13 protein-coding genes are annotated in these 21421 nt (G+C 50.8%); 1 reads left to right on the forward strand and 12 read right to left on the reverse strand.

Going from position 1 to position 21421, the window contains the following annotated elements; translation table 11 throughout:
* Positions 1-70 precede the first annotated feature (70 nt).
* A complete protein-coding gene (locus Xinn_RS08570; protein WP_086954654.1) occupies positions 71-391 on the forward strand; it encodes a SymE family type I addiction module toxin in 321 nt (106 codons plus the stop codon).
* Positions 392-548: 157 nt separating this feature from the next.
* On the opposite strand, the gene Xinn_RS08575 is transcribed toward Xinn_RS08570, so the two are convergent.
* The 12 genes from Xinn_RS08575 to tssK all read right to left on the reverse strand — a co-directional run bounded on the left by Xinn_RS08575 (position 549) and on the right by tssK (position 21421).
* The gene (locus tag Xinn_RS08575) at positions 549-1010 is read right to left on the reverse strand and encodes a hypothetical protein (protein ID WP_086954655.1); all 462 of its coding nucleotides are present in this window, start codon (positions 1008-1010) and stop codon (positions 549-551) included.
* Between the two features lie 11 nt (positions 1011-1021).
* Positions 1022-5659, reverse strand: coding sequence for an RHS repeat-associated core domain-containing protein (locus tag Xinn_RS08580; protein WP_086954656.1), 4638 nt, complete (start codon positions 5657-5659; stop codon positions 1022-1024).
* A 13-nt stretch (positions 5660-5672) separates the two neighbouring features.
* Entirely contained in the window at positions 5673-6092 is a 420-nt protein-coding gene (locus tag Xinn_RS08585; RefSeq protein ID WP_086954657.1) for a DUF1795 domain-containing protein, read from the reverse strand.
* A gap of 144 nt (positions 6093-6236) precedes the next feature.
* A complete protein-coding gene (locus Xinn_RS08590) occupies positions 6237-8339 on the reverse strand; it encodes a type VI secretion system Vgr family protein (protein ID WP_086954658.1) in 2103 nt (700 codons plus the stop codon).
* A gap of 26 nt (positions 8340-8365) precedes the next feature.
* Positions 8366-9730 (reverse strand): VasL domain-containing protein, encoded by a 1365-nt coding sequence (locus tag Xinn_RS08595; protein WP_086954659.1) that lies wholly within the window; start codon positions 9728-9730, stop codon positions 8366-8368.
* 145 nt (positions 9731-9875) lie between these two features.
* The gene (tssM, locus tag Xinn_RS08600; protein WP_086954660.1) at positions 9876-13481 is read right to left on the reverse strand and encodes a type VI secretion system membrane subunit TssM; all 3606 of its coding nucleotides are present in this window, start codon (positions 13479-13481) and stop codon (positions 9876-9878) included.
* A complete protein-coding gene (gene tssA / locus Xinn_RS08605) occupies positions 13478-14980 on the reverse strand; it encodes a type VI secretion system protein TssA (protein ID WP_086954661.1) in 1503 nt (500 codons plus the stop codon). Before tssA ends, tssM begins: the two co-directional genes overlap by 4 nt.
* A 5-nt stretch (positions 14981-14985) precedes the next feature.
* Positions 14986-15705, reverse strand: a complete 720-nt coding sequence (gene vasI / locus Xinn_RS08610; protein WP_086954662.1) for a type VI secretion system-associated protein VasI — start codon at positions 15703-15705, stop codon at positions 14986-14988.
* Positions 15702-16499, reverse strand: coding sequence for a Fis family transcriptional regulator (locus Xinn_RS08615; protein ID WP_086954663.1), 798 nt, complete (start codon positions 16497-16499; stop codon positions 15702-15704). The genes vasI and Xinn_RS08615 overlap by 4 nt, the downstream gene beginning before the upstream one ends.
* Positions 16499-19252 (reverse strand): type VI secretion system ATPase TssH, encoded by a 2754-nt coding sequence (gene tssH / locus Xinn_RS08620; RefSeq protein ID WP_086954664.1) that lies wholly within the window; start codon positions 19250-19252, stop codon positions 16499-16501. The genes Xinn_RS08615 and tssH overlap by 1 nt, the downstream gene beginning before the upstream one ends.
* A gap of 9 nt (positions 19253-19261) precedes the next feature.
* A complete protein-coding gene (gene icmH / locus Xinn_RS08625) occupies positions 19262-20053 on the reverse strand; it encodes a type IVB secretion system protein IcmH/DotU (protein WP_086954665.1) in 792 nt (263 codons plus the stop codon).
* Positions 20054-20068: 15 nt separating this feature from the next.
* Positions 20069-21421 carry a type VI secretion system baseplate subunit TssK gene (tssK, locus tag Xinn_RS08630; RefSeq protein ID WP_086954666.1) on the reverse strand — a complete coding sequence of 451 codons (1353 nt, stop codon included), beginning with the start codon at positions 21419-21421 and terminating at the stop codon, positions 20069-20071.

Below are 21421 nucleotides of genomic sequence, written 5' to 3' on the forward strand. Positions count from 1 at the left end.
TGAACGCGGATGAGACAGGCGGCAACCTGTCACAACCGCTAACCACAAGCAACTAAACAGGAGTTGAATGATGGCTAAGGCGCATTCTAAGCAAAACCGAGCTCAAAATAAAGCAGCTAAAACAGAACGTTATTACACCGTGGGATACGTCCCGCAAAATGACAAGGATAAAGCACCGCCCGCAATTCATCTTAAAGGCCAATGGCTTAAACAGGCAGGCTTTGAAATTGGCGGCTCTGTTACGGTGAAGATCATGGATGGCTGTTTAGTGCTGATCCCCGCGAGTTCCGAGACGAACAGCCTCAAACAGCAATACCAGCGCCAGCGCGAGCAAATCAGTGAAATTAAGCTGAGGATGCGGGAACTGATTGGGGATTATAAGGCCGGGTAAGTAATTAAAAGGCCGGAATATCACTGGAATAATTCCGGCCTGACCGATGATTTAACAATATCAATAATAAATGAAAGCCACTTATTTTGATTCGGGTGGTCAATAACTCAAACAGGCTGACTTACCTTATTCGTTATATCACACATCAAATATAAATTTATTCGTCGTCATCATCATCAATGCCCAGTAGTTTATAAAAGTCTCGGTAATCGACATCATCACTCGATATCCACTGGATATGTGACGGCTTTTTGGTCGGATCATCAAGGAATTCCCTGATAATAATATAGGCCTCATTTAAGGCAACACAACTGCCTAATGGAACCAGATTCTCATCATGGGCATCGATAAATTTATTAATCAAGTCAGAATTGGCTAAAGCAAAATAACCTTCTTTTTTATGTACAGTATATGATATCGATACTTTCGAAATATCAAAGCAATATATATACATTAGGATAATCTCATCACCTTCTGGAGAAGAATATTGTATACGTCCCCCTGCTGGTAATTTCCATAAAGATTTATCTTCCGATAAAAAAATTTTTTCAAGACGCTCTACTGAAGGTGAGTCATAAATTTGAACATCACCTGGATATTTAATTTCAAATTTTTTCATTTTATTAATCTCTATCTCGCTGCATGTAATACGCTTGAAGTGCCATTTTTGGAGAATAACTTTAGTTTTTCAATGCCCATTTCTTTCATCAGAGCAGGTAAAAAACGTTCACAATGGTTACAAGTCACTCGGTCAACATACATCGTGATTTCTTTAGGCATGACGCCCCCAAATTTTTTATGAGCCCGCATTAAGGCATGTCCTTCCGCATGGAAGGCCGATGTGCCTTTTTCTTCCTTAGTTAGGTAATCAATCTTTTCATTCCATTGCTTGCCCAGCGCCTTATCCTTTTTATACAGAGTCCCTGAGTTCACCCCAAACACCCGGCGACCATTCATCTCGAAAAAGGCCACAGTGTGTAATCCATCTTTGTCAATTGCCCCTGGTATCCGATCCCCTAAAGGCTCCATCTTGTTTTTTGAACGCCTAAACCGATCGACGATCTTCCACGGATCTTCACATCCAGCCAATCCAAGGGGATCAACCGCTTGGGCTGGGTTTCCAACATAGGCATACGGTTTCTCGCCTCCAGCCAACCCTATCGGATCAGGCGTCAGATAACAACTGGCAACCGGCGAGTAATACCTAAACCGATTGTAGACCAGCCCGCTCTCGTCATCGAGCCACTGACCGGCGAACTGTAAGCCCGGGTTCAGCTCCGCATTTTCCCCCAGTCTGCCCAGACGCAGCCCGTACAGGCTGTGCGGCGGCTGACGCCAGACCCGGTGCCCGGCGGCATCGAACAGCGCCAGTGGCTCGCCCGTCGGGGCACACACCGCGTACTGGGTCTGGATTTCACCCGCAATCAGCTCCTGCCGGTTTTCCGGATTCAGGCTAAAAAACTGTACCTGCTGCGCCAGCAACTGCCAGCCGTCGAACACCAGATGGCGGATGCTGTACAGCCGGTTATGCCGGTATTCGCGGATTTCCGCCGGCACATCGCCGTCCCACAGGTAGGTGGTGCGACTGCCCGCCCGTTCGCACACTTTTTCCGTGCGCCGGCCGAACGCGTCGTAGCGGTAGTCCCACTGCTGGCCGCCCGGGGTCTGTACGCCGATAAGCTGGTTCTGGCTGTTCCACCTAAACTTGGTCAGTTGCGGCCGGTGGCCGTCCTGCCACAGTTGCATCGCCGTCATGCGCCCGGCATCGTCATACTCAAACAGATGTTGCCCGAGCTGGCGCAACCGGTGCCCTTTCTGGTACAACCGCTCGCCGTCGACCTCGTTGACGCCATCAAAACGACGCGCTGGATAGCCAGAAGCATCATATTGATAATGCTCTCGCAACCGTTCGCCTTCACTGACAGATGTTACCTGTCCATTACCGTTGACGACATAACGCAGCCATTGCCGTTCATCATTCGCCGCGACCAGATTCAGTGCCGCATCGTATCGATATTCTCTATCTAATCCCGCCAATGTCGGCTGTGGAATATCAGCAACTTCATGTGATGCAAAAAACTCGGTATTACGTCCTGCACGCTGGGCAGTCAGTTGTCCCATCAGAGAGTGTTCTTGCCGTAGGATAAAGCCTTTATCAGACTGACGATGCCATTCATGACCGTCTTCATCCCGTTCAAGGTCAAGCGTATGCTCACCATTGATGCTTAATAACCGCAGTTCACCAACCTTGTTAGCCTCAGCTTTCACCTGCCAGCACTGACCATCTATATTACGAAGTGTTCTTTCTACTGTCGCGTTGTCTGGATAGTCACGCTCGATTTTCCCATGAGTCTGAGTTTCTTTGATGATACGGTCTTTGTCATCGTACTCAAATGTCAGAGGGGCACTTTCTGGCGCAATAACTTCCAATAAGCGACCAAGAATATCGTAACGATAAGTAGTCGTCCCTTCTGGAGTATGCATCGCTGTCATTCGTTGGGCAGCATCGTATTCATACCGCGTGATATTGCCCAACGCATCCCGTTTCTCAATGCAGTTACCGTTTCCATCATATGCATAGTGCCACTGCGTACCTGCATAGTCGGTTTCAGTGATAACCCGTCCGTCGGCATCCAGTATATAACTGTAGCTTTCTCCTTGTGGATTGACCACTTCCAGTAATTGCAGGCTGTCGAGATCATAGCGATACTGCCAGCGATTCCCTTCCCCATCGATACGTGCCATTGGTAAATCAAATGGGCCATATTCGATATGCCATTTGACTCCGCGAGCATCTGTCCAGTCTGTCAGGTTTCCATGACGGTCATGACGAAAACGTTCAATACTGTTGTTGGGGCGATCACTTAAAGACACTCGATGGTGACGATCATATTCCCATAGCCATAGCGCCCCGCTTCCCGAGGTCAGCCGCTGCATCCGGTCATGGCTGTCATAGCCCAACTTTAGACTGCGATTCTCTTCATCAAACAGTTTGGTTAATCGTTTATGTTCGTCATATTCCCATGTTCGTTTATGCCCTTCATCGTCCTCAGCAGCAGTAACCAATCCGAATTCATTACGAATCAGTGTGGTTTTACTGCCATCCGGGGCAATAAAGCATTCCGCATTACCGTTGTCGTCATACTGCTGCTTCCAAGTGCGGCCCAGTGGATCAGTCATGCTGCTCAGGCGATCCAAATCATCATAGCGATATTGCCACGTAGCACCTGTTGCATCAGTAAATGCCGTCACTAATCCGGTATCGGCCAGATAATCCAGCGTTATTATTTGACCTTCCGGCAAAATCTGGCGGCGCAAATTGCCCCATTCGTCATATTCATAATGGGTAATATGACCACAAGGAGTTTCTACCTGAGTAACCAGTTGCTCTTCATTATAATGCCAGATTGTCGTATAGCCCTGTGGAGTCATTGAACGGGTGATACCCGGTTCATACTCAAAGTGGACAGGATAATATCCCCCACTTCCTACACTATCTGTACAACGCCCTTGCTCATCATAAATATAATCCACTGCCGTCTGATCACCATCAGACCAATGACTAATCAACCCCTGTTCATTGTATTCATAGAACAGATGAAATTGTTGGGTACTGTCTGCTTCTGCTAACCAACCATTATCGTGATAATCATAACGCGCCATGACTTCATTAAGATCATTATCGCTGCGACGAATTTCCTTTAGCAGCCCATCTTGACGATAGAGCAGAACTAATTCCGGCCCATCGCTATGCGTGACCTTAATTAATTGATTTTGTTCACTGTAATGGAAATCTATTGCATTGCCATTACGATCACTTAATGAGCTTAATTTCCAAGTTTGGCATTCTTTATTATCAGATACCTCTACGCTGAAATGCTGACGAACCGGATTATTCTTTTCATGCAATACATACCCAGTATTAGCACGACTCAGGGTAAATTGCGGATGTTCTGGATTGACACTATTCAGATCTGTCGCCATCAAAATAAAATAGAGCGAGGCGCCTTCTGTGGTACGAATTTCTACTCGATCACCAATAACAATGGCACAACCAGAGAAACTGTCTGTCCAGTTTTCACCGAGTAATCCACTCTCTCCCGGTGACCAGCTGCGCAGAAACGTGAGTGCTATAGTCTGACCTAATTCAACATCAGTGCGCTGGTCAAATAAAGCCCCTGTAGTGACATCAATAGGATCGCCTTTGAAGAAACGTTTGGTTGCTTCCCAGTAACGCTTAGCACCTTTTGTTTCATGAAATGCTTTCTTAGCACAACCAACCCGATCGTTATAATTATCTTTGATCTTTTTCCCTGCATTGGTTGCCCCAGTCTTAGCCCCTTTCAGAACCTTTTGTGTTCCGGCTTTGACATTACCTGCGGCTTTCTTCGCTCCCGCTTTAGCTCCAGCCATCGCTTTTTGGGTTAGCGCCTTGGGATTTTTGGCCGCATTCTTCGCCCATTGTTGCGCTTTTTTCGCCCCTTGTTTGGCTCCGGCCAATATTGATTTCGCATCCCGTGCCATCGCTTTGGCTTCTTTAAGCGCTGCCCGGGTCACTACTTTTCGCCCCTGTTGAGTAAGCAATTTACCCGCCAATTTCAACCCGCCCCGCGTAGGGGGAACGAGGTACTCCACTGCAACCAGAAGCGCCCGTTCCAGTAGAGAAAATTCTTCCTGTACATCCAGATAGGCGTGTTGGCCAGAACCAATAAATACGGTACCCGCCCCACCCTTGATCGCTGCGCCACAGACCAGCTTGTCATCGACACGGGCAGCCGGTTGTCCATTAATGAAAACGGTTTCACTGCCCTGAGCAATCAAAGGCGGAACCGGAGAAGGGTGCTTGCTGCATACAGCAGTATCAACCGTGGCACGAGCCGCAGGTTTACCTTCAACCAATACATTTGGCGAACCACTCGTCAGCATGCCATCCGGTGAACAGAAACTGTTTATCATGTCCGTCACCGCCGAACTGGCACCGAGGATAAGGTCGCCAAGAGCCATAGTGCCCGCTGTTCCTAAGGCTGCCGTTAACACAACAGCCGCAGCTCCACCTGTTCCTGCCACCAGCAGAGCCGCTGCACCAAAGATAGCGGCGGATATCAGTGCTCCCGTCACAGCACCAGCAAGTGCCGCCCAAAAGCTACTGTGTTGAATAGGATCACCTTCGCGTGCCGCAGCGGGGCCTTTCGGCCCCTGTCCCCTCTGACTCGCGTGGATGGCTCCCACCCGCGCGGACCGCGTAACAATATCGTCTATTAATCCCATTGCTGACCTCCTGTCAGGCAGTTTGGAAGCTGGTTATAACGTCCAGCAAAGCGTTGCGTTGTCCTTCATTAAATGGCTGTGGAGAAGTGAGGTTAAAGGCCAGTAATTGGCTACCCCGGATTTGCAATACGACAGTCTGATGCATTTCCCCTTCCGGGCTTTGCCACAGGTAATCCAGACGCCATGCGGGTTCACCACTCAGTTCCATTTCTAATCGCTGATGTTCCTGATAACCGGGTAAATGGGTCGCAAATTGTGTCAGTGTTTGCGCATAAAAGGTTTCTGCATCCGTTCCCATGGGTACCGGTGTACGGTTAATAACCAGATTAACCCCGCTGTCATCCGGCAGAACAAAGACATGCATAGATTCGTCACGCCAGTTAGCAGGAATATTCAGGGTGCCTTCATTCATCTGGTAAGGTTGTGCGCTCATGGTCTTTTCCTTTTTCATTCTTTAATCATTTGCAATCTGGTTTTTGCACAATGTAGTTATCGATACAGCCAGCACATTAGCGCTGGCTGATATTCTCTGTTATCGGCATGTTTGCGATAACGTTCTGTTTTGATTTTCTTCTGTTTAGTTCAGCGTGATCTGGCTGCCGTTGACAAAAACACCACTACCATCCAGCACCATGCTGGAGCCACCAAATGAGATCGAAATACCCTCTTTCGTCATCTGAATCATGCCCTCACCGACAGTTAATGTGATGCTGTCCCCTGCTTCATATAGCTGAGCCGCTTTTGCTGTCACTTGTATCGCGTTAGCCTCAGTACTGCGGGCCTGACAAATGTTTTCAGTCAAATTGCCTTTTGTTACTGTCTTAAACTCATCCCCTGTCTGGATGGTGAGTGTCCGGTTGCCCTTTTCCACCACCAAACTCTGGTTATCTTTCACCAGCGTATTCATATCTTTCTGCGCATGCATGGAAAGCAGCTCACTGCCTTTTGCATCTTCAAACAGCAGTTCGTTATAGCCTTCGCCTTTATGGGTTTTGGAGCGGAAGGCCATCTGGGTTTTGCTGCCCGGCAGAGCGCCCGGCGGGATGTTACTGGCGTGGTAGGTGCGGCCGGTGACTATCGGCTGATCCGGGTCGCCATGCAGGAAATCCACAACAACTTCCTGTCCGATACGCGGTATTGCCAACATGCCCCAGCCTTGTCCTGCCCACGGTTGAGTCACCCTGATCCAGCAGGAGCTTTGGTCGTTAGATTTGCCGTAGCGGTCCCACGGAAACTGGAGGCGGATGCGTCCGTATTGGTCACAGAAGATCTCTTCTCCGGCCGGGCCGACGACTTTGGCAATTTGCGGGCCGTCAATTACCGGCTTCGGCAATGGTGTCGGGCGCCAGCTCTGGTTATGGCGGATGAAGTGAAAGTTACTGTGCAGGGTTGTGCCGGAATCACCACTGGCGGTTTCCAGTGCCTGTGGCTGACTGCCTGCATGGCTGGCTCCCACGACCTGCCACGGTTGGTTAAGATCAAGGCGTGGATGGTTATACAGAGTGAATAAACGACCCGGCTGGATAGCGATGGCGTTACCGCTCCCTTGCCCCATCACAGCATCGTTGCGCAGGGCTTCAAGGCGGTAGCGGGTAAAGGCTTCTCCATGAGTTTCGTCTTTAAAACGTCCCGGATAGTCGTAATGCTCGTAGTACATTTCCTGTAAGGTGTCTTCCTTCATTTCTGCCCGGAATTCCGCAGGCCATGCCGGATTTTTGAAGGTGTAGTCTTTCAGTTGTACCTGAGCCGGTCGTACCTGTGCGCTACAGGTAAAGCTGCCGATAGCGGGTTCACCAATGGTGCTGACGCCACCGGGTTGATAGGGGAGCACAATGCCCGGTGGTACAGAACCGGCATCATCGGCAAAGACCAGCGTATTGCGCCCATTACCACATTCAAAGAAGTAGAAAATACCCTCTTCGGCGGTCAGGCGTTGCAGGAAATTAAAGTCACTCTCCTGATACTGAACGCAGAATTCACGTTCAGGGTGAGGATGGCGCAGGCTGAATATGACATCACGAATATTATGCTCTTTCAGGATGTTGGTGATAATCGCCTGGATGTTCAGCTGCTGGAAAATGCGCGAGTTCTGTCGCAGCGTTGTGCGCCATAAGTCAGGGCGGATGCTCATCTGGTAAGTGGTCTGATGCAATCCGGTATCACCCTGTTCAAAGCGGGAGACGATCCCCGTGATACTGCGTTGTTCAATGCCATCCTGCAAAATGGTCAGCGTAGCGGTGCGATCCAGTACGGTCGGGAAGTCGATAGCGGGGTCAGCACTCGCCAGTCCGACGTTCAGGCTGAACGGCTGGGAAAAACTTTCATTCAGCGCGAAGTCAGTGACAACAAAAGTCTGCGGTGGTAACCCCCCCGCAGTCAGGGTAAATTGCAGGCCACTGGGAGAAGCGCCCCCCAGTAACTGGCTGGCTTTTTGCAGGGCTTTAGCCGCTGCGTTATGACCACTGGCAGCCTGCTTGGCTAACCCCTGCCCCGCTGATATTCCCTGACCGCCTGCGATCCCCTGAGTTGCGGGGAGGCTCTGACCGCTGCTATGCCCGCCACTTTGTCCACTACCTCCCAACATGCCAGCGGCTTGCTTGGCCATCTGAGCAGCCTGTTGCCCTTTTTGAACAAGGGCCTGTCCTTTCTGCAATTTAGCGATGCTCTTTTTAATTGACATGGTATGTCTCCCTGGTTATTAGCCACTCACATGTTTGTATGCTTGGTGGCACGATCACGCTGTTCAGCCACATGACGCAGACGGTCATAACGGCCGAGCAGCGCGTTAAAACGGTCATCAATTTCTTTCATCAGGACGGGGGAAACCGCTTCACCGTTTTCCGCATGGGTATTCAGTTGACGCAGCAATTCTTCCAGCGGAACTTCGCTGCTGTGGCTGCGCTGAATGTCATAAATGGCGGTTTTGAGGTAAGAGAGGGTGAAGCTGCCACGGGTACGCTCCTGCAACAGAATTTTATCTGCCAGTTGCTGGAGCTGATCGCGGGTGGTATACCAACTGCCCTTTAACGGTACGCTGTCAATACGGATGGTCATCTGTTGTTGCCAGTTGCGGGTCGCGTTAACTTGTTCCGCTAACTGTGGCCACTGTTTCTCTGCGGTTGTGGTCAGCACCCGTGCTGCATCCCACGTTGCCAGTGGAGATGTTTCTGCCAGACGATCAAGCTGGGATGAGTAGTTTGCCAGTGTTGGCTGATACAGCCATGCCAATCGTGCTCCCGCAGGCTGTTCTGTTATAGCGTTCAGTTGCTGTTGCAACGGCTTATAGAGCAATAGCCAGCTTCCGACCAGCACCAACAGCCCTAACAGTGCCCCAATACCGAAGCCCTGCCATGCTGTCAGCCCGCGTTGTGGTGGCTGCTCGGGAAACTGTACTCTGACCCGCTGCTCGACTTCTTCCGGTGCAATTTCAGGTTGTGGCTGTGGTGGCGGTGAAGGCGGTGGTGTTTCCGGCTCAGATTCAGATTTAGACAGGTAAACCAGCGGTGGCATCTTCACGGGTTGAGGTGCGGGTTTCGCTGACTGACGGGGTTTTTCCACTTTTTTCGCCGCATTCTGGAAGAACCATAACAGGTTCTCTACTCTCGGCAGACGTTTCAAATCAGATTGCTGTAACTGGTCAATAATGAGTTGGAGTGCCCGTTCAGCACGGTAAATCATCCGCAAATCACTGGTGGCAAAATCCAACTGACGCAAGACACTGCCGGTACGGGTATGGAACCATTCCAGCAAATCAGTACGCACCTGCGGCTGTGACGGCCACAAGGTATCCCATTCACTGACGATCACCCCCGCCAGCAGTTCGCAGCCTTCCGTAAACCCAGCCAGACCATTTAACTGCATTCTGGCTAAGGTGTAATAAATCGCGGTCTGTAAATCAACACCGTTAGTTTTAAACAGCGTCAATGACAGGGATTCCACCAGCCCCCAGTTGACTTCGGGTTGTGATGGATGGCTGGTTTTGTTGATTTCGTCACGGATAGCGGCGAATTCCGGCAGGTTCAGCGGACTGCCGCCAGCCCGGATGATGAGGTTTTCAGAGTGTCCGCTCATATCTGTTTTTCTCCTTAAAAAAACCCTGCCCGAAGGCAGGGGGAGGTTTTGCTATCAGGGGTTGTCCCGTTGGCTTTCGGGCTGTCTTTTTGTTGGCTGCGTTCCCTTGCAGCCCATGCAACCCGAAAGCAATTGGATATGCGCCTTAATAGAGTGTGTCCGGTAGTTTGAACTGGCTGAACAGCCCACCGGCAAATGGGTTGTCCGATTCATCCACGTAAATGCGGTAGGTCATCTCGCCACCATCCACGCTGAAGCGCACATCAAAAGCACCCGACTGGATGTTGGTCAGCTTGCCGCTGTTAATCAGCCGCAATTGTGCCCACGGCCCCATATAGCTGATAGAGCGTGGTGCCTGATTGCTTCTGTCCGGCATCAGCGTCAGCTTACTTTCTGTACCTGCACGCATAGAGTTCGGCCATATCAGACGTGCGACATTGCTGCGACCGTGGGTGTAATCCACCAGTTGTCCGTCAAGGTTCAGCAGAGCGCGGCGCTTGTTGCCGGTCAGGCTGACTGGTTCAATGGCAAACTGCGTGCCCAGACCATTCTGTGGTGAGAAGAAAGTAGCCCGGATGCGGTTAGCATTTTCCAGTTGTTTCAGAACATCAGGACGGATAAGCGTACGACCGTCAGTGCCCATCGTCAGTTTGTGTTCCACAAACGGTTTCAGGCTCTGTTTATAGAAGGCATCAAGTGTGCCGTCTGGACGGAAGAAACGCTCAAACTCGCTTAACGGCACTTCTTCTTTGGCATTCGGATTGAACGGATAACGGCCTGCCAGATAGGTGTTGTACTGTTTGACAACCGTATCCTGCCATTCCACTTCCAGCGAACGAACGGCTTCCATCATGACCACACGCCACGCCTGATTCGCCAGCTCGCCGACCCAGCGATCCAATGGCTCAGGCAGGTTTTTCGCCATCTGCTGAACTTCAAAAATCGCATCGCTGTTGTTCTTATCCAGACGCATCTGAACTGCCTGAAGTGCGGATTTACCCGGAGTTGGTGAGTTCTGGATAGACAGCAGATAACGGTGCAGTGCCATCAGCTTCTGGTAGACACTTTGCAGCGTACTGCCTTTATCACCATGATCGATCAACACGCCGGTTTCCTGTGCAAAACCCCGGCTGATGTCAGTCAGGAGTTTGTAATCCCTCTTGTCCAGCAACGCTTTTCTTTCCGTATTACTCAATGAACTGTCAAGCATCGGAGGATTGGTGTTATCACTCAGGATTTGTAACGCCCGTTTGATCGGCTGCTCGCCACTAATCACCTGCTCAATGGCGCTGATGGCCTGTGGCAAATCCTCAAAATCACGGATTTCGAGGTTATTCATCGATGCCCGCCATGTTGCGGTGTAATCTGCCAGATACAGTTCAGTGATTTCACGTTCGATACGCTCCCGATCCGGCTCACTGTAATTATCTTTACGCGTTGCCGATTCCGGCTCTTTGTACGGATCTCGGTTCTTCGATAAGTTCAGTACCCAGCTATCCATCTCGGTCAGTTCCACCAACTGGCCACTCTGCTGGACAAAGTAATCCATCAGGCCGTGGCGGGTCAGGAACTGCGGGATCACCAACCGTTTTTCATTACTGGCGACAAATACACTGTCAAAACTCGGGCCAATCTGGTCACGCAGGTTGATCGGTGCTGCCAGAGAATCCTGAGCTTTAATACGCAGGTTCTGGTAAACACGCTGTTTAACGGAGAGTGTGCTCAGTTCCTGCTGTGCCTGTCGGATCGGTTTCGCAAACGGCGCAAAGCTATCAATCGCCTCCTGATCACCTGCATCACGTTTTGTCTTCCAGTCGGTACGATCCAGCGCGTAATTCAGGTGACTCAGCAGCGCATCCTGTACATCACGCTGACCGTAGAACGCTTTACTCCAGCGCTCACGCATATACTGTGCCACCAGCCCTTCGTTACGTTTGCTTTTATCTTCCATCATGCGCATCACACGCAGGATTTCGAGTTTCTCCTCACTGCCAGCAGGTGCATTATTCAGGTCATCCAGCAGCACATGCATCAGGGATGGCAGGAAGTTCTGCTCCAGCAGGTTCAGGTAGGTACTTTCCACTTTCTTTCCGACCAGCGTACCCTGATATAACCCCATATCTGTCAGGAAGGATTTCTTCTCATGATAGTTACCGTAAGCCAGCGTTGCGTCACGGATCGGGTTCAGCAGCGGTAACTGAAGGCTACCGTAGCTGTCATCCCCTTTCGGAGCGGGTACGGAGAGGAATTTTTTCGCCTCAGCCAGCACTTCTTCTCCGGCACGATAGTTTTTCTGGTAAAAGTAATGCCAGCCGCCCCACATCGCCAGTACGACCAATGCGCTGACGGTAGAGAAGGTATATAACTGGCGGCGGTTACGACTCAGCCAGATGCGGTTTTCAGCCGCCAGATTCGGCTCTGCCAGCAGGACTTCTTCGAACAGCGTCTGAGTAAAGAATGGCAGCGTGTCTCCCGCAGGCCAGGTCGGGAATGCCTGAGAGCCGAGGTGATACTGTGCCGAAGCTGACTGGGTGAACATATCATCCATCTGCCCGACCTGATGGGCGGAAGTCAGATAAACCCCGCGCAGCATCGGACGATGGTTTTCATCGTTATACAGAATATCTTCCAGCATCTGCACAATATAGCTGTGCAGCCCCTGAATCTGGCGGGTGAAACTGAACAGGGCGCTGCGCTGGTTAGCATCAACGCTATTCAGCATCATATCCGGCATGGCGCCGTTCAGGTTGTTCATCCACTGCTGCCAGAACTGTTCCAGCTCACTGCGCCACGCTTTTTCGTCACGGTTGTTGAGGCTGAAAGTGACACCCAGAATCTGATCGCGCAGTTTGCGATCCAGCGACTGATACATCGATTCGAAACCATGTAACAGGTCAATCTTGGTCATCACCAGATAGATGGGTAACTGGCTGTGGAAGGTCAGACGAATTTCCTGCAAACGATGATGGATTTCACGCACGTAACGCTCACGCTGTTCGCGGCTGTCCGTCATTAAACGCAGGGTATCCACCGTCAGAATGATGCCGTTAAGTGGCTGGCGCTGGCGGTTTTCTGACAGCCAGTTCAGCAGGGCTTCCCACAGGCGGCTGTTGATCTGCGGTTTGTCACTGTTCAACGGAACAGGCTGGTCAATCAAACGGCCTTTCGGGTCGATGATGACGGCCTTTTCCCCCAGCCAGCAACGCAGTAACAGGGAGATATCCCCATCCTGACGCAAATATTCCGGTGCAGCGATTTCAGACAGCTTATAGCCTTCTTTTATCAGCGAGGTTTTCCCGCTCTGCTGGCTGCCGATGACCATGTACCACGGACGTTCGTATAAATAGTTGTAAGAATCCAGATGGCGCTGTAGCTGGGATTTCCAGTGATCAAGGTAACGATCCTGATATTCAATATCCATCCGTACCGGATCGACCACTTTCAATTCAACATCAAGATTCAGCTTTTCAAGCTGACGCAGACGCCGCCACGCTTTCACACCGATCCAGCCCAGTACGGCCATAATGATGAGAGCTGTCGCCAGCCAGCGGGCGGCAAGGCTTTCCAGCGGATAGTCCTCACGGATCTTAAGGTCTGGCCCCCACCACCAGACTGCAACCAGCAGCAGGCAGGGAATAAGAGCCAGAATAAGCGTCATCGCTGCCTTCAGACGCGGCATAGATTTAAATTTCCCCGCCGCCGGTAGCACCGATTTCAATTGGGCGATTGATGACAAAGAAGGCCATTTCATAGGTTAACGCTCCTGTTTGAAGCAGTATCCTTATCAAGGGAAGGGAGTTTTTCAGTCCCTGTTTTTTCAGCTAGTGTTTTTTCAGTTAGTGTTTTGTCAACTAAACTGGCCAGCAAGCTGGGTTCCCATTGGGTCAGTAACATGTGTTGTCCCGTGTGTAACAAATTCCGGTAATGCTGTTGTGCCAGTGCTGTCATGCCCGCCTCTTCAAGCAGTTGAGCATTGAGCAACTGACCATAGAATTGATCCCGAGGCTCTGTGAGCTGCTGCTGGTGCTCTTCCAGCATTTTCAGGGCAGCTTCCAGCCCCTGTTGCTGGAAACATTGCCAGATTGCTTCCTGATCAGCAGATACCGAACCACCGACCGTTGATGCAGAGGGTTCAGGTGCCAGCCAGTCCAGAGTCTCAGGGGAAATAAACGGACTCATGTCGGAAAAACTTAAGGTTTTTAATACGGGTAGCCGTTCTAAAAATACATTCAGTTCGTGACGAATAGACTGAGCAACATTTTTGTAGCCCAGTTGTGCTGCTGCCTGAGCCGCAATGGCATGTCCATCCAGCCAATAAGGGGCAAGCGCCAGACTCTGCTCGATTTGCACCAGCAGTTTGTTATCCGCTGTCGGCAACCTTGCCAGATAATCGGCTGTGCGATCCGCTGAAGCCGGTGCCAGCGGTGTCTTGCCTGTTGCACTCGCCATCGGTGCTGTGGTGATGGTGTGCCAGACGGCATGGCGACGCAGACAATAACCGACCGGTGATTCCGGGTAGCGTTCACAAAGCAGATCAGAAACCGTCATCAGAGTCTGTTTCCATGCCTTATCGCTGGAACTGTTCACATCGACTTCCGGCATCGGGACAGCCGCATTTTCCTGATCAGCTCCCTGAGAGGATTGTGATTCAGCCGCAGCCTGAGATGTTGCAGCTTTGGCAGGTGCGGGCTGTGATGATGCTGTTCCGGCTTCCGGCTGACGGTTATAACGGGTACGCAGTTGATCGATTTCTTTTGCAAGATCCGGTTCACTGCTATGCCAGCACTGTGCAAGATGAGCCAATACCCCTTGCGCATCATCCCGCTGACTTTTACTGGATTTCTCAGTAAAACTGGTCTGAGCAGAATCAAAGCGTTTGATCACCTGTTGTGCAAGGCGGCGCTTCAATACGGGTTTATTCGGCCATGCTTTTTCCCAGTAATTTTTTACGTACTCCGTCAGCAGCTCCATCGCCAGAAGCAGTTCAGCCGGTTGGCCAGCATGTTGCAGAGTGCGCAACAGATGCACCATCAACCGGAAGTCCTTGCTGGTTTCGCTGAAAAGTTGCAGCGCCTGTCGCTGGATCTCTTCAACATTCAGCGAACCGTGTGACAGCGAGCCGAATTTAATCATCTCACCATCGATAAACTCCCATGAGGGGTCGTTGTCTCCCAGTGCCTTACCTGTCTGTTCGTCGGACAGCGGGGTCAGCAGAGAGCCGAACCAGTCAAATTGTGTTCTGATGTCCATGTCGATTACCAACGACAGGCTTCGCGCAATGGTTTCGCGGCCTGCTCCAACTGAGAAATGTTAAAAGTTATCTGGCTGCCTTGTTCCGGGGCGATGGTCATATGTTCGCTGCCCATTAAGCGTTTGATTTCATCAATCCCCGGCAGACCACGGCTGGATTCCCATAAGTAACCACGCTCCCGCAGGAACCACTCGGTTTTGAACAGGGTTTTGTTGGTTGTGATAGTCACCGCACCCGATTCGGCAGGCTTAGGCAAAGCAACTTGCAAACGGGTAATACGGTCAATACAACTCAGCATCAACACCGGACGCGGAGGCGGAACCCCAACGGCAGGGGTTGTCAGAATTATCCGGGTTGTACCGTTTTCTCCCCGCGTTGTAATGAAGCCGGTCGAATGGTCTGTCCGCTGCATCTCCTGCTCCATCGCCTGTCGCCACATAGGCCCCATATTCTCCAGAGTAACGGGCACAGTGCCGATCTTGAGGTTATCGAACTCCCGGTCATAACATGCCAGCCTGATAAGAGCGGAGCGCTCAAAGCGACATTTTTGCAGCTCATCCAGTTGTTTTTTGCCGAACGGATTTTTCTGTAACTGTTCTTCCTGTTGTAAAACCACTCCCTGTGATTCGGACGCTGCGGTTTCCTGCGCTTCTGCCAGCTCCGCAAGTTTGGGACTTCCTGCCAATGACACCAGTAATGAACTGATAATTAAAGCAATATTCATAATCTACACCCGTATTTAGCCAGTTTGTAAACCAACGTACGCTGGGCTATTCCCAGACTTTGCGCGATCAGTCTGGTATCGTTGCCAAACTGGCGCTGACGTTGAACTAACACGGCACTTTCAAATTCTTCTATGGCCTTTGGCAGATTATCGATGTGACTGTAATCCACGGAGATACTGCCTGCCCCCCCTGGGTTTTTCGATTCACTCAGGGAAGCAAGCAGTTCATCCAGTTGTTTTTCTTTTTGACGCTGAACCTGAAATACCTGACGGATTTGACGTAACTGCCCACGCAGTTGTTCGAGTTCCTGCAACTTTTTCAGCCGGTGCTGCATAACATGGCAATAAATGCCGAACATGTTTTCATTGTTGGTAAAATGGCTGACATTTTCGGCAAAAATAGCAATAACACCGCAAGCCTGTCCGTTACAGTCAAACAGTGGAATACCATACAGACCGCAGTTATGCGGTAACTCAGCAATGAATGTACGGAAGTGAATATCGTCAATGCGCGCCCCGTGATTCAGGGAATCCCACACTGTGGGCGTTCCCTTACGCATTACCTGTATCAGCGGGTTATTGACGTCATCAATATCCACATACAACCGGCGTGAGCTGATTTCATCCGGTTCCGGCAAATTACAGCATTCCAGCCTGTTTTCATGGATGTTAAGCAGGAAAACCAACAGGGCATCAAAACGCGGGTTCTGGCTCACCAGCAAAAAGTGGTCAACCAATTGTTCAATAGTGTCATCTTCCAATAACGCTAACGCGCTTTTCAGCCGCTGTTTCATTATTCTGCCTCCTCAACCTCTGCCTGAAATTCATGCTCTGCTACGGTTAAACGAATGGCTCTGATTGCGGTTCCTGCGGCCATTTTCTGCAACAGCAGTAATGAAACCGGCGGTAGCAGCGCGCCATCAATAATCGACTCAAGCATACGGGCACCATTTTCAGCACGGGTCGCACGCAGCAGGATCTCTTCTGATACGTCATCGCTGATGGTGACTTCGGCGTTGAAACGCTGAGTCAGCAGTTTATCCAACCGTGCCAGTTTGCCCTGAATGATGGTTTTCAGTGTTTCGTGGCCCAGTGGCAGATACGGGATCACTTCCATACGCGCCAATAATGCCGGTTTGAAGAAGGCAGCCAGTTCTGGATAAAGCTGATCGTTGATCTGCTCAGGCTGTTCGGCATAATCAACAATCGTCTGGTAACCCAGATTGGACGTCAGGAAGAACACGACGTTTTTACAGTCGATAATGCGCCCTTCACCATCTGCCAGTTCACCTTTATCAAAGGCCTGATAGAACAGGTTCAGTACGTCTGGATGCGCTTTTTCCACTTCATCCAGCAGAACGACGGAATAAGGTTTCTGCCGGATAGCTTCGGTCAGCACACCACCTTCGCCGTAACCCACATAGCCCGGAGGAGAACCGATCAGGCGTGAAACAGTATGTTTCTCCTGAAACTCCGACATATTGATGGTGGTGAGATACTGGCGGCCACCAAACATCAGCTCGGCAATTTGCAGTACTGTTTCGGTTTTACCGACACCACTCGGCCCGACCAGCAGGAACGCCCCCAGAGGACGTCCCGGACGGCGCAGGTCAGCACGGGCAGTCAACAGATGTTTATGCAGGCACTGGATAGCAACGTCCTGACCTTTGATGCTCTGCCCCAGATGGACAGGCAGCTCAGTGACGATTGACAGTTCGCTCTGTGACAGACGGTTCAGCGGAACGCCCGTCCATTCAGCAATAACACCCGCAATCTGGGTTTTGTCCACGTGTGGCGAAACCAGTGTCTGTTTGCGCTGAAGTTCAGCCAGCTGATCATTGAGTTCAGCCAGTTTTTCTATCAGAGACTGCTCATCCACCGGTTCTGCGACAACTTCTTCCTGCTCAGACGCATCATGCTCTTCTGAGTTGTCAGCAGCTTGATCCTCAGATGGTTGCTCTATGTCAGATCCTTGAACGGCTTCTTTATCAGACGCTTTATCGTCAGACTGTTTATCATCAGACACAGCTTTATCATCAGACAAAAGCTGGCTGCGCAGTTCGATGATTTGTTTCACCAGTTCCTGCTGCTGCTGCCAGTCGCTTTCCAGAGCGGTCAGTTTTTCCTGAGTTTCCTGCTGCTGGTTTTGCAACTCTTCCAGACGTTCGGCATGTTCATTCAGCCCCATGCGCTGCTCTCTTTCCAGCACGTCGATTTCCATCTGCATCTGGTGCAGTTCGGTTGTCAGTGAGGAGATCTGGCGCGGTGGCGATGTCAGGTTAATGGCGACGCGGGCGCAGGCGGTATCCAGCACATCAATCGCTTTATCCGGTAGCTGACGACCGGAAAGATAACGGTCGCTCAATACCGCAGAGGATTTCAGGGCTTCATCATCAATCAAAACACCGTGCGCCTGCTCGTAAATGGCACGCAGACCACGCATGATGACAGTCGCTTCTTCTGCACTCGGTTCAGACACTTTGACCAGTTGGAAACGACGGGACAGTGCCGCATCTTTTTCAAAGTATTTTTTGTACTCGCTCCATGTGGTCGCTGCGATGGTTTTCAGTTCACCACGCGCCAGCGCAGGTTTCAGCAGGTTGGAGATATCCAGACCACCTGCCTGATTACCGGCGCCGATCAGCGTATGAGCTTCATCGATAAACAGAATGATCGGTTTCGGTGACTGAATCACTTCAGCCATAATCCCTTTAAAACGTTTTTCGAATTCACCCTTAACTGCCGCACCTGCCTGCAATGCCCCCAGATCCAGTGTCATTAGTTCACTGTTACGCAGTTTTTCCGGTACGCGATCGTTGATGATGCGCAATGCCAGACCTTCAATCAGCGCACTTTTACCGACACCGGCCTCACCCACCACGATAGGGTTGTTTTTACGACGACGGCAGAGAATGTCGATCATCAGGTCGATTTCGTTATCACGGCACAGTACCGGATCGAGTTTGCCCTGACGCGCTTGCTCCGTCATATTCTGGGTAAAGCGGGCCAGCAGGCTGTCACTGTTTGCCGGATGTACGCCCTGCCCTTCTTTATCGTCGGTACTGAACGGCTGTTCGGCAGAGCCGTTTGTCCACTCCGCAAAGTTCTGACGCAGTAACTCACGATTAATACCTGCCAGCAGGCGCGCAGACTGCGGGGCCAGATAACGCAGCGGGCTGAACAGTAATGCGATCAACAGTACACCGCTGCGCAATTCGGTATGCTGCATTTCAGTGGAAGCCAGCAACCAGCTATCCTGCAACCATTCCACCAGCATCGGGGAGAAGTTAGGGTAAGTCTGTACAATCGACTGGTGATGCGGCATCACCTGATCGAGTTGTTCTTTCAGCAGATCTTTATCGATCTCAGCTTTATTGAGGATCAGACGCACGTCACTGAGTGGTGTGTCGATCATCTGAAGCAGCAGTTGTGCCACAGTAATCTCTGGCTGTTGCTGGCTGACGCAGGATGCCGCCGCCGCTTCCAGTGCATGGCGGGTCATCGGGTTTAAACGGTTTACAAGAGTGGGCAGATCAATCTGAATCATAGCGACTTCCTATCTCAATAAATTACTTAGCTGCTCTAATATGTCCTTGGTCTGATCACCGAGGCGTATGGCATAAAAGCTATAAAGTGCGATCAGTAAACCGACGCTTATCGCAAACAAATGTTTGACCTTCAGGCGGCGGCTCAGGCGATAACGCGCATCACGCTCGTTGACGTTGACATACAGCGTGGTCGGCGGAGCATCGCCACGCAGTGTGTAAAGCTGTTGCTGCAAACGGCGGAACAGGCGATCAAAGTCATCACTTTTCTGGGTGCTGACTTTGTAACGACCGCGATAGCCAAGACAGAGACAAAGGTAGATAAACTCCAGCAGGTGCTGGTAGCGCTGTGCCTCTCCCATCAGGCGTTCAAGCAATACAAAGACTTTTTCGCCCCCCCATGTTTCATTGTGGAAGTGGACTAATAGTGATTGCTTCAACCAGCCATTCTGACTGTTCCAACCGTGCCCTAATGCGGTTTCATCAATGAAGGTACACAGCACGTAACGGAATGAAACAATCGCACCGGGTTCATAGCCCTTAGTTTGCAGAAGCTGCTCAATAGCACGAATGTCAGTAACAACCTGTTGGTAAAGCTTCTCTGGCAGTGCCTGATCACTCATGTCCTGCAAACGCAATACCATCCCCAGTAACGGGGTGGCTGCATCGATCATCGGGTTGAGGCTTTCACCACGCAACGGGAGCTGGTACTGGCGCTGAAACGTTCTTAGTTGCGGCGCTAACGTTTCAGTCTGTTTTTCAGATCGTTCCAGTGACGGACTGTCAACATTGATATCACTCATGCCTAATCCTCATAACTAGTCCTTACCGCCCCTGATAGCCCAGAGCTGCATATCTAAGTCAGGGAAATCCCCTGATACGTGGAATGCGATGGAATTACCCTGTTGGATCTCTTTCCATGCCGGACTCTTCTGATCCAGACGGAAATAGGTATAGCCGGAGTGATATGGCAACTGACGAGGTGCTGCTGACAGCGCAATCAGTGGTACGCCCGGCAACTGGACACTGACCAGATCGCGGATACGTTCCATTGAAGTGACTTTGGTCTGCTGTACGAACTGACGACGCAACTGCTCCTGCGGTGTGCTGGCGCTGATAGCCAGAACAAATTCGGCTTTGCGCAGCAGGTCGTTATCGTGCAGCGTGGCAACACGGATTCCGCCTTCGTTCTGTTTCAGGGCTATCGACGTTGCGCGCGGAGTCAGAACAACATTCAGTGCATCACGGATGGCATGCATGGCATCCTGAAAGGTATCTGTCAGGTTATTGTGATCATAGGCCAGAATATTGCCCGGCAGGCGGCTCGCATCGGTAAAGGTTCTCAGTTCACCACAGGTCTGGATCAGCTGGGTATACAGATGCAGCGGGTGCAGGACGCTTTGTTTGGCGTAATGATTAAACAGAGGCTGAACGCGGTTTAGCAACTGGAGCATCATAAACTCAGCCACATCCGCAATTCCCTGCTGGCCCGGCGAACCGATGCGCTTCGCCAACGTTCTTGAACGCTCGGTCAGCAGACCATCGATTTCTACCATGAAGCGTTTGAGTTTATCCGCAACGAAAATGGACAGACAGGTCGGGATATATTCGTTATCCAGCACAATCGTGCCATCTTTTTGTTTTTCTTTAATCCGGCACAACGGGATCGCTGTGTAAGCACTCATGTCCTCAGAGCCTTGCATCAGTACCGGCGTCAACTGGGCAAGATTCAGGATGGAAGAGTCACCGCCTTTGGTGTGCAGGTCACGGATATCACTCGGCAGCTCGCGATAGCGTACCGCGCTCTGAATTTCAGCTTCCCGATCAGCCACTTCACGAATGGTGTCACTCGACATGGGTAATGCCAGATAGATATCTTTACTTTTCAGGTCATTGATGTTTTCGATATCCAGCGGTTTTGGCAGCAGATCCTGACTGGGTGCTGAGAATATCGTACCATCCGGCATAATGCCGCTGGCTTCAGTAATACCGATACGCCCCAGTTTGAGCAGATCATCATTGATGCTCATGGAGCTGAAACCATGACCGTATGCTGTCAGTACAGAGACGAGGCTGTGGGCCAGATAATCATTATGTTTTTGTTGTTGTTGGAAATGCTGTGGCTTGATGAATAATCCTTCGTGCCAAATCACCCGATTCTTTCCTGGCAT

The organism is Xenorhabdus innexi, assembly GCF_002632485.1.
Classification (GTDB): Bacteria; Pseudomonadota; Gammaproteobacteria; order Enterobacterales; family Enterobacteriaceae; genus Xenorhabdus; species Xenorhabdus innexi.

What these genes read in the sequence shown, in the direction of transcription:
- Xinn_RS08570 (WP_086954654.1), top strand. Translation starts at nt 71, where the DNA reads ATGGCTAAGGCGCATTCTAAGCAAAACCGAGCTCAAAATAAAGCAGCT.
- Xinn_RS08575 (WP_086954655.1), bottom strand. Translation starts at nt 1,010, where the DNA reads ATGAAAAAATTTGAAATTAAATATCCAGGTGATGTTCAAATTTATGAC.
- Xinn_RS08580 (WP_086954656.1), bottom strand. Translation starts at nt 5,659, where the DNA reads ATGGGATTAATAGACGATATTGTTACGCGGTCCGCGCGGGTGGGAGCC.
- Xinn_RS08585 (WP_086954657.1), bottom strand. Translation starts at nt 6,092, where the DNA reads ATGAGCGCACAACCTTACCAGATGAATGAAGGCACCCTGAATATTCCT.
- Xinn_RS08590 (WP_086954658.1), bottom strand. Translation starts at nt 8,339, where the DNA reads ATGTCAATTAAAAAGAGCATCGCTAAATTGCAGAAAGGACAGGCCCTT.
- Xinn_RS08595 (WP_086954659.1), bottom strand. Translation starts at nt 9,730, where the DNA reads ATGAGCGGACACTCTGAAAACCTCATCATCCGGGCTGGCGGCAGTCCG.
- tssM (WP_086954660.1), bottom strand. Translation starts at nt 13,481, where the DNA reads ATGAAATGGCCTTCTTTGTCATCAATCGCCCAATTGAAATCGGTGCTA.
- tssA (WP_086954661.1), bottom strand. Translation starts at nt 14,980, where the DNA reads ATGGACATCAGAACACAATTTGACTGGTTCGGCTCTCTGCTGACCCCG.
- vasI (WP_086954662.1), bottom strand. Translation starts at nt 15,705, where the DNA reads ATGAATATTGCTTTAATTATCAGTTCATTACTGGTGTCATTGGCAGGA.
- Xinn_RS08615 (WP_086954663.1), bottom strand. Translation starts at nt 16,499, where the DNA reads ATGAAACAGCGGCTGAAAAGCGCGTTAGCGTTATTGGAAGATGACACT.
- tssH (WP_086954664.1), bottom strand. Translation starts at nt 19,252, where the DNA reads ATGATTCAGATTGATCTGCCCACTCTTGTAAACCGTTTAAACCCGATG.
- icmH (WP_086954665.1), bottom strand. Translation starts at nt 20,053, where the DNA reads ATGAGTGATATCAATGTTGACAGTCCGTCACTGGAACGATCTGAAAAA.
- tssK (WP_086954666.1), bottom strand. Translation starts at nt 21,421, where the DNA reads ATGCCAGGAAAGAATCGGGTGATTTGGCACGAAGGATTATTCATCAAG.